Here is a 9,482-nt window from a genome sequence, read left to right as displayed (position 1 = left end):
ACGCACACCCCGCCCCAAGCGCCCCCTGCACAACCCGCGCGCCGGTGTCAGAGCGCAGCCTTCTTGGCCCCCGAGAACGCGGCGAACGCGGCGATGGCGAAGAAGAGGAAGGTGATCGGGTCGGCGTCGGCCTTCCAGGCGTCCTGGACGACGCCGAAGTGGTCGAAGAACACCTTGCTGAAGCTCACGCCCAGCTCGTCCGCGCCGATCATCGCCTCGCCGACCAGCTGGCCGAGGTAGACCGCACCGAGGGCCAGGACCGCGCTGACCACGGGCAGCGCGGGGTTGCGCCCGCCGAGCCTGCCCGCAGCCAGGCCGATGACGAAGCCGACGCCGACCGCCGCCCAGCCGATCTCGTGCTTGGTGGTGCCGATGACGAAGCCGTAGATGCCGGCGGCGACCAGCGCGACGACGACGGCGGTCACCAGGCCGACCGCGATGTTGTTCAGCGCGGGAGCGGACGGGGACGGCGGGGCGTACGGCGCGCTCGGTGCCGGGGGCGGCGGTACCGCGCCGGGCTGCTGGGCGTACGGGTTGCCGTCGACCGGCTGCGGCTGCGGCGGCGCGGGCTGCTGCGGCTGGTCCTGCGCCTCGGGCTGCGGCTGTGGCTGCGGTGGCGTGGCTGACTGGCTCATGACAGAAATCCCCCCACGGGATGTGAAGACAGAAAAGGTGAAACGGAGATGCGCGCGCACGGATATGCGACAGCTGTGCGACGAGTGGGGGGAGATTAGCAGGTTGATGTGGCCCTGTGACCAGTCGTTTTCGTGCTCAGAGCCGGTGCGCCGCCCCCGTGGGCGTGGCCCCCCGCGTGTCCAGCAGCAACTGCGCCTTCACGGACAGGCCTTGGAGGTCGTACGTCCGGTGCTGCTGGAGCAGGATCGTCAGGTCGGCGTCGGCCGCCGCCTCGTAGAGGGAGTCCGCGCGGGGGACCGGGCGGTCCAGGACGCTCCAGGAGGGGATGTGGGGGTCGTGGTAGCTGACGGAGGCGCCGAGTTCCATCAGGCGGATCGCGATCTCCTGGGCGGGGGTGGCCTGTTGGTCGGCGAGGTCGGCCTTGTAGGTGACGCCGAGCAGCAACACCCGTGCCCCGCGCGCTGACTTGCCGTGCTCGTTGAGAAGCGTGGCCGCCCGCTGGATGACGTAACGCGGCATCTGGTTGTTGACCTGCTGGGCGAGTTCGACCATGCGGAGCGGGCGGCCGCCGTGTGCGGTCAGGTCCTGGGGGACGGCGTGGCCGCCGACGCCGGGGCCGGGGCGGAAGGCCTGGAAGCCGAACGGCTTGGTCTCCGCGCAGCGGATGACGTCCCAGAGGTCGACGCCCAAGTCGTGGCACAGGACGGCCATTTCGTTGACGAGGGCGATGTTGACGTGCCGGAAATTGGTCTCCAGCAGCTGCACTGTCTCCGCTTCGCGCAGGCCACGCGCGCGTACCACCTTGTCGGTGAGCCGGCCGTAGAAGGCGGCTGCGGACTCGGTGCAGGCCGGGGTCAGGCCGCCGATCACCTTGGGGGTGTTGGCGGGGGTGAAGTCGCGGTTGCCGGGGTCGACGCGGCTGGGGGAGTAGGCGAGGTGGAAGTCGCGGCCCGCGCGGAGGCCCGATCCCTCTTCGAGGAGGGGGCGGAGGAAGTCCTCGGTGGTGCCGGGGTGCACCGGTGACTCCAGGATCACCGTGGTGTGCGGGCGCAGGTGCGCGGCGAGGGCGCGGGCGGCCGTCTCCACCTGGCTGAGGTCGAGGTCGCCGTCCGCGTCCGGGGGTGTCGGCGCGCAGATCACGGCGGTGCGTACACGGCCGAGCTCGGCGGGGTTCGTGGCCGGCCGGAAGCCCCCCGAGAGCATCCGGCGCAGTTCGGCGGGGCTGAGGGAGCCGGCCTCCGGGCCGGTCTTGAAGCCGACCGTGGCGATACCGGCGGCGACAGCGGCCTGGGCCAGGGGCAGGCCGAGAGGACCGAGTCCGATGACGGCGAGATCTGCGGGCATGGCGTGGGCCGTCCTTCCCAGTAACCGAAGCGGGACAGGTGCGCAAGCCCTGTGGACAGAACGAGCGAGCGCAATGTCAGACTAGGAGTAAATATGACCGTTATGCGGTATTGGACGGCTGTGTTTTTCGGCAGTCCTGTGATTGTTGTCCACAGGCTGGGGGCGAGTGGTGGCTGAAGTCGGGCAACCCGGTCAGAATTTGGGCAGGAGGGATACGAACCGGGCTTCGCCGAACGGGTGCGGCCGGCGCTACCGATAGCGGGAGGCAGCGGTGAGGACAGCGACACTGGGTCCGGCGCAGCGGGCCGAGGCACTGGCGGGAATGGCCGAGCGCGAACTGGACGTGCTCGTCGTGGGCGGGGGCGTGGTCGGCGCGGGCACCGCCCTGGACGCCGTGACACGCGGCCTGTCCACGGGACTGGTCGAGGCGCGCGACTGGGCGTCCGGCACCTCGAGCAGGTCGAGCAAGCTCATCCACGGCGGCCTGCGCTACCTGGAGATGCTCGACTTCGCCCTCGTCCGCGAGGCCCTGAAGGAACGCGGACTGCTCCTGGAGCGGCTCGCCCCGCACCTGGTGAAGCCGGTGGCGTTCCTGTACCCGCTCCAGCACAAGGGCTGGGAGCGCCTGTACGCCGGCTCGGGCGTCGCGCTCTACGACGCGATGTCCATGGCCCGCGCGCACGGACGCGGCCTGCCCACCCACCGCCACCTGAGCCGCCGTCACGCCCTGCGCGTGGCACCAGCGCTGAAGAAGGACGCCCTGGTCGGGGCCCTTCAGTACTACGACGCCCAGATGGACGACGCCCGCTATGTGGCCACCCTGGTGCGCACGGCGTCGTCGTACGGCGCGAAGGTAGCCAACGGCGCGCGCGTGACCGGGTTCCTGCGCGAGGGCGAGCGGGTGGTCGGCGCCCGGGTGCGGGATGTCGAGGCGGGCGGCGAGTACGAGATCCGCGCCAAGCAGATCGTGAACGCCACGGGCGTGTGGACCGACGACACCCAGGCCATGGTCGGCGAGCGCGGACAGTTCCACGTCCGCGCCTCCAAGGGCATCCACCTGGTCGTCCCCAAGGACCGCATCAACTCCAGCAGCGGACTGATCCTGCGCACCGAGAAGTCCGTGCTGTTCGTCATCCCCTGGGGCCGGCACTGGATCGTCGGCACCACCGACACCGACTGGGACCTCGACAAGGCCCACCCGGCCGCGTCCAGCGCCGACATCGACTACCTCCTCGAGCATGTGAACTCGGTCCTCGCGGTACCGCTGACCAGAGACGACGTCCAGGGCGTGTACGCGGGGCTGCGGCCTTTGCTGGCCGGCGAGTCGGACGCCACCAGCAAGCTGTCGCGCGAGCACACCGTGGCGCATCCGGTGCCGGGACTAGTCGTCGTGGCGGGCGGCAAGTACACGACGTACCGGGTGATGGCCAAGGACGCGGTGGACGAGGCGGTGCACGGGCTCGACATGCGGGTCGCCGAGTGCGTCACCGAGGACGTGCCGCTGCTCGGCGCGGAGGGCTACCGGGCGCTGTGGAACGCGCGGGCGCGGATCGCCGCACGGACCGGTATCCATGTGGTGCGCGTGGAGCACCTGCTGAACCGTTTCGGTTCGATGGCGGAGGAGGTTCTCGACCTCATCGCCAAGGACCCCACCCTCGGCGAACCCCTCCAGGCCGCCGACGACTATCTGCGCGCCGAGGTCGTCTACGCCGCCTCGCACGAGGGCGCCCGGCACCTGGACGACGTGCTGACCCGCCGCACCCGCATCTCCATCGAGACCTTCGACCGGGGCACGCGCAGCGCCCGCGAGGCCGCCGAGCTGATGGCGCCGGTGCTCGGCTGGGACAAGGACCAGATCGAGCGTGAGGTCGAGCACTACGAGAAGCGGGTGGAGGCCGAGCGGGAGTCCCAGCTCCAGCCCGACGACCTGACCGCGGACGCGGCGCGGCTGGGGGCGCCGGACATCGCGCCGCTGTAGCCGACGGCTGACCGCCGACGGCCGACAGCGGTCGACGGCCGACAGCGGGCGGCGGGCGGGTGCGGCCGGTCGACGCCCGGTGCGGTCGGCTGCGCCGGGCGTACCCGTCGGCTTCACTCGAACGAGTGTCGCGAGCTGGGATCTTTGTCCGGAACCCGGCCGTTCTACGAGGTGCGGGGGCAGAACTCGGCAGCGAGCAGGGCCGGTTCGAGGCCGGGGTCTGCGATCTCGCTCGTGTTCACCCGGAAGGTGAGGACATGCCGGCCGTCGACGGTGGCTGCGGTGCGCACGTAGCTGCCCGAGATCCGGCCGTTGTGTCCCCACACCGTGGTGCCGCACGGGAGCCTCACCGGAAACAGCCCCATGCCGTACGAGCCGTGTGCGGTACGGGTGTTGAGCATCTCGCGCAGCCAGTGCGAGGGCAGCAGTCCGCCGCCGAGCAGGGCCGAGTAGAAGCGGTTCAGATCGGCGAGCGTGGTCACCAGCTCGCCCGCGGCGCCGGCCACCCGCGGGTCGAGATCGGTGACGTCGGAGCCGTCGGTCGCGTAGGCGCGGCCGTGCGGCGCGGGAAGAGTGGTGCGGGAGCCCGGGAAGGAGGTGCCCGTCAGACCCAGCGGAGCGATGATGCGGCGCTCGGCCTCGGTGGCGTACGAGCGGCCGGTGACCTGCCGGATCACCAGGCCGAGCAGCACGTAGTTGGTGTTCGAGTAGGAGAAGCGGCCTCGATCGGCCGGAGGGTGGGTGAGCGCGATACGGACGGCCTCAAGAGGTGACACGGGGACCGTGCCCCCGGTGGCCGCGGTGAAGTCGTACAGGCCGCTGGTGTGGGTGAGCAGGGAACGCAGGGTCAGCGCGCGCCCGTCGTTGCCCGCTCCGCGCACCAGGCCCGGCAGGTGCTGCTCCACCGTGTCGGACAGGGACAGCCGGTGTTCGGCGGCCAGTTGGAGGACTACCGTCGCGATGAAGGTCTTCGTGATGCTGCCGGCGCGGAAGCGGTCGGCACGGCCGATCCCCGTTCCGGCCTGCGCGTAGTCGGTGCCGGCCCGCACCGCGCGGGGGCCGGTCCGGTAGCGGGCCAGCAGTGCCGCGCCGGGGGCTCTGCCCCGGGTGACCAGCAGCGGGACCAGGGCGTTCGGGGTCGCCGTCGCACCGGCCCGGGAGGCGGCCGGGGACAGGCAGAGGAGCGCCAAAGACACCGGAATGACCAGCAGTGTCCGAGGGATGGGCATCGCGAACCTCCGTTCTCGGCGGTCATCCTGCCCGGCTTGGCTGTGTGACCTGCGGCGGATATCCGACGGGATGTGCAGGGGGCGCGCGGCGAAGGGCCCCCTGGGCGTTGGGCACTTGTTCGGTGGGGGACAATGGAGGCTCTGTCAGGGCGGGTTGCATGAGGGGACGCATGTCGGAGGCGGAGCGGGCGGGGACATCCCGTCAGGACACTCGTCAGGACAAGAACGAGCGTCTTCTCGCCGGGCGGTACCGGTTGGGAGAAGTGCTCGGCCGCGGAGGCATGGGCACGGTGTGGCGTGCCGAGGACGAAACCCTGGGCCGGACGGTCGCCGTCAAGGAGCTGCGGTTCCCGTCCAGCATCGACGAGGACGAGAAACGGCGGCTGATCACACGGACGCTGCGCGAGGCCAAGGCCATCGCGCGGATCCGCAACACCAGCGCGGTGACAGTCTTCGACGTGGTCGACGAGGACGACCGGCCGTGGATCGTCATGGAGTTGGTCGAGGGCAAGTCGCTCGCCGAGGCCATCCGGGAGGACGGCCTGCTGGAGCCGCGGCGCGCCGCGGAGGTCGGGCTCGCGATACTCGACGTCCTGCGGTCCGCGCACCGCGAGGGCATCCTGCACCGCGACGTGAAGCCGTCGAACGTGCTGATCGCCGAGGACGGCCGGGTCGTGCTCACCGACTTCGGCATCGCCCAGGTCGAGGGCGACCCGTCGATCACCTCCACCGGCATGCTCGTCGGCGCGCCCTCGTACATCTCCCCGGAGCGGGCCCGCGGGCACAAGCCGGGCCCGGCGGCCGACATGTGGTCGCTCGGCGGCCTGCTGTACGCGGCGGTCGAGGGCGCACCGCCGTACGACAAGGGTTCCGCCATCGCCACGCTCACCGCGGTGATGACCGAGCCGCTGGAGGAGCCGAAGAACGCCGGGCCGTTGAAGGACGTCATCTACGGCCTGCTGAACAAGGACCCCGCCCAGCGTCTCGACGACGCCGGTGCCCGGGCGATGCTCAACGCGGTGATCCACGCGCCCGAGCCCAAGGCCGAGCCGGAGCCGGTGCCTCCGGTGGACGCGACGGCGGTGGTGCCGTTGCCCGCGCAGCCGGGGCCCGGCGGAAAGAAGAGCGGTGGCGGGAGTTCGGCGGGGGCCGAGCGGTTGCGCGGGGCGTTCCGGTCGATGCGGAAGGCCGCGGGGAGTTCGGCGGGGGCGGCGACTTCGGCGGCTGCGGGGACGAGTGCGGCTGACTCGGGGCCAACTCCCGTGGCCGGCAAGCCGGGTGGCTCGCGTGGCTCAAGTGCGAGTGCCGGTGCGGCTGTTGCCGGTACTTCGGAAGCCGGTGACTCCAGCGGTGCGAAGGGCGCGGCGGCTGCCGGTGCGGCTGCTGTGGGGACCGCGGGTTCCGTGGCCGGCGGTCCGGGCGCCGGCACCGCCGAACCTCGGACCCCCAGTGTGCCTTCGGCTCGGTCCGGGAGCGCTGCCGGTGCGGTGACCCGCGCCGAGACATCGGCCGGTTCGGCGGCGAAGGCCGATGCGCCGGACGCGGGTACGCGTGACCTGGGTACGCGTGATCCGGGTACACGTGACCTGGGTGTGCAGGCGTCGGGTGTTCAGGCGTCCGGGCTGCGGGAGACAGGGCTGCGGGACTCCGGTGCCAAGGACCCGGGTGCGACGCACGAGGTGGGTGCTCGGGGGGCCAACTCGGGTTCGGGTGGGCGGAGTTCCGGGTGGCCCGTGATGACGCCGCCGGATCTGCCGCCGCGGCCCGTGCCGAGGGCACCGCTCACCGATGTGGTGCCGAAGCGGACCTTGGTGATCATCGCGGTGGTCGTCGTGCTCGCGGTGATCGGTGCCGTGCTGGCGCTGACGCTCGGCGGCGGTGACGGCAGCGGCTCGAAGGGCTCGAAGAAGAACGACGGCGGCAAGACGGTCGCCAGCGCGAGCGCGAGTGCGAGCGGCGGGACCGACACCAAGAAGGACGACAGCGACACGGCGAGCACGGGCGGCGACCAGGCCGACTCCTCGTCGACGGCGTCGGCCTCGGGCGGCACGTCGACGTCCACCGGTACGAGCGCGTCCGGCGGCAGCGGTGACGAGACCGACGGCACCTCGGGCGGCGCCGCGGTCGTGAAGACGTACAAGGGGAGCCAGGGCTTCTCCATAGGCCTGCCCGCCGGATGGTCGTACCAGTCGACGGACTCCGCCGGAGTCAGGCTGGTCGGCCCCGACGGGCAGAAACTGCTGATCGCCTGGACCAGTACGCCGAAGAACAATCCGGTGGCGGACTGGGAGAACCAGGAGCAGTACATGACGCGCTCCGGGTACACGCGGATCGGCATAGAGAAGGTGGACTACCGGAGCTGGAACACGGCCGACTGGGAGTTCACCTACACGGACGGCGGGACGAAGTACCGGACCATCGACCGCGGATTCGTCGTCAACAGTCATCTCGGTTATGCGCTCATGTACACCGCGAAAGCCGCCAATTGGGACAGTGAGCTGCGTAAGGACACCTGGACGACACTGACGAAGACGTTCGAACCGAAGTCGTGAGGCGGGTGGGTCCGGGTTTGGCGCGCCAGATCCGTCAACCCCTCTTTGTGGGTTGCCTCCGGCACGTATCGTGAGTGGTTGCGGACCGTACGCATCCAGGTATGCAGGCGGAACGGGCCGCAAGGCGAACGGAATTGACCAACCGGGCGGCCGGGGGAGGCAACGTGGACGACTATGCGGGTCGGGTGCTCGCCGACCGCTACCGCCTGCCGCTGCCGCCCTCCGACGAGTACGAACTCACCGAGACCCGGGCCTTCGACACCTACAGCGGACAGGAAGTCCTGGTACGCCAGGTGCCGTTGCCGGAAGTCGTCGAGGCGGAGGTGCTCGGCGAGGACGGGCTGCCCGACGGGTTCACGGCCCGCGACCGGGGCGCCCGACGGCCGGCCGCGGCGCGCACCGCCACGCGGCGGCCCACCGATCCGGCGGTACGGCGTGCGGTCGAGGCCGCGCAGGCCGCCGCGCGGATCCCTGATCACCCCCGGCTGGACCAGGTCTTCGACGTGTTCGCCGAAGGCGGCTCGCTGTGGATAGTGAGCGAACTGGTGTCCGCCCAGCCGCTGTCCGCGCTGCTCGTCGAGAAGCCGCTGTCGCCGTACCGGGCGGCCGAGGTCGCCGCCGACGTACTGATGGCGCTGCGGGTGCTGCACGCGCACGGCTGGGTGCACCGGAACATCACCGCGCGCACGGTGCTGGTCTGCGACGACGGCCGCGTGATGCTGACCGGCCTCGCGGTCGGCGCGGCGGAGGAGGCACTGTGCGGCTACGACCCGGTGCCCCCGCAGGACGGCGAGCCCGAGGCCGGCAGCGGACAGCACGGACACACCGCCCAGCACGGAGGCGCCACCGCTCCTCCAACTCCCCGAGTTCCTACCGGTTCCACGGCACCCGCCGCCTCTACGGCCCCTGCTATACCCGGTGACTTCCGCGGAGCCGGAACGGGAACGGGCATGGGAGCTGGAGCCGCCGGTGGTCCGGGCCGTGCCGTGGTCCCGAGCGCTGCGGGCCACGACGAAGGGCCCGGTGGTCCCAGCCGTGCCGTGAGTCCCGCCGGCGTGGACCCCGAGGCCGCCCGGCGGGCCGCCATCGAGGCCAGGGCTGCCGGAGGGCTGCCCGGAGTCGGGGCGGAGAGCGGTGGCGGGAGCGGGAGCGGGGCGTCCGCCGCGTTGGCCCGCAGGGAAGTCGACACCGGCGGTGACGTCCGGGCCGCGCGGGCCGGGGCCATCGCCGCGTACCGGGCGGGAGCGCGTGCCGCGGCCCGGGTGCAGGAGGCCCAGCAGCCGGGACGGCCCGCGCTGCCCGGCGCCCGGCCCGCCGCCGAGGGCGAGAACGGCGGTGCGCAGCCGGGCGGTTCGGCCGCGCTACCGTCGGCGCAGCCGCCGTATGCCGGTGGGCATGGGGTGGAGCGCGCGGGCGGCAGTACGCCGCCGGGGCAGATCGCCGATCCCTACGGCGTCCGCAACACCTCCTCCTGGCACGGTGCCGCGCCGCGCCCCGGCGTGCCGTCACCGGTGGACACGTTCACGGGTGCGGGCGCCCCGGCCCACGGCGACCGTACGACCACCGGCCGGCCCGACACGGCTCCCACGGGCGCCCCTTACCTCCCCGGCCAGCCCCCGGTCGGCACCGGCAACCCGCACGCCCCGGGCCTCGGCAAGCCCGTCCCTCCCACCGCGGTCCCCGTCCCCGCTCCCGACAACTCCCCCCAGCCCCAACCTCACCCCTACTCCCAGCCTCACGCCC

The 9,482-nt window shown here is 72.1% G+C and carries 6 protein-coding genes; 3 read left to right on the top strand and 3 right to left on the bottom strand.

The window, feature by feature from the left end; all coding sequences use genetic code 11:
• Positions 1 to 47: 47 nt before the first annotated feature.
• Together JHN45_RS47190 and JHN45_RS47185 are read right to left on the bottom strand one after the other, a co-directional pair.
• Complete coding sequence (locus JHN45_RS47190) at positions 48 to 635, bottom strand: hypothetical protein (RefSeq protein WP_201055572.1); 588 nt, start codon at positions 633 to 635, stop codon at positions 48 to 50.
• A 136-nt stretch (positions 636 to 771) separates the two neighbouring features.
• A complete protein-coding gene (locus JHN45_RS47185) occupies positions 772 to 1,980 on the bottom strand; it encodes a nucleotide sugar dehydrogenase (RefSeq protein ID WP_201055571.1) in 1,209 nt (402 codons plus the stop codon).
• 271 nt (positions 1,981 to 2,251) lie between these two features.
• On the opposite strand from JHN45_RS47185, the gene JHN45_RS47180 reads away from it, so the two are divergent.
• Positions 2,252 to 3,958 (top strand): glycerol-3-phosphate dehydrogenase/oxidase, encoded by a 1,707-nt coding sequence (locus JHN45_RS47180; protein ID WP_201055569.1) that lies wholly within the window; start codon positions 2,252 to 2,254, stop codon positions 3,956 to 3,958.
• A gap of 164 nt (positions 3,959 to 4,122) precedes the next feature.
• Here JHN45_RS47180 and JHN45_RS47175 read toward each other — a convergent pair whose 3' ends face one another.
• Positions 4,123 to 5,187 carry a serine hydrolase gene (locus tag JHN45_RS47175; RefSeq protein WP_201055568.1) on the bottom strand — a complete coding sequence of 355 codons (1,065 nt, stop codon included), beginning with the start codon at positions 5,185 to 5,187 and terminating at the stop codon, positions 4,123 to 4,125.
• 170 nt (positions 5,188 to 5,357) lie between these two features.
• Here JHN45_RS47175 and JHN45_RS47170 point away from each other — a divergent pair, with 170 nt between their 5' ends.
• Together JHN45_RS47170 and JHN45_RS47165 are read left to right on the top strand one after the other, a co-directional pair.
• The gene (locus JHN45_RS47170; protein WP_201055573.1) at positions 5,358 to 7,739 is read left to right on the top strand and encodes a serine/threonine-protein kinase; all 2,382 of its coding nucleotides are present in this window, start codon (positions 5,358 to 5,360) and stop codon (positions 7,737 to 7,739) included.
• A gap of 164 nt (positions 7,740 to 7,903) precedes the next feature.
• Positions 7,904 to 9,482 (top strand): protein kinase (locus tag JHN45_RS47165; protein ID WP_307783401.1); only part of this gene is annotated, 1,579 nt, incomplete at its 3' end.

It is taken from the genome of Streptomyces sp. MBT53, from assembly GCF_016654115.1.
Classification (GTDB): Bacteria; Actinomycetota; Actinomycetes; order Streptomycetales; family Streptomycetaceae; genus Streptomyces.
The sequence above is the reverse complement of the archived record's forward strand: the minus strand, read 5'-3'. Positions and strand labels throughout refer to the sequence as shown.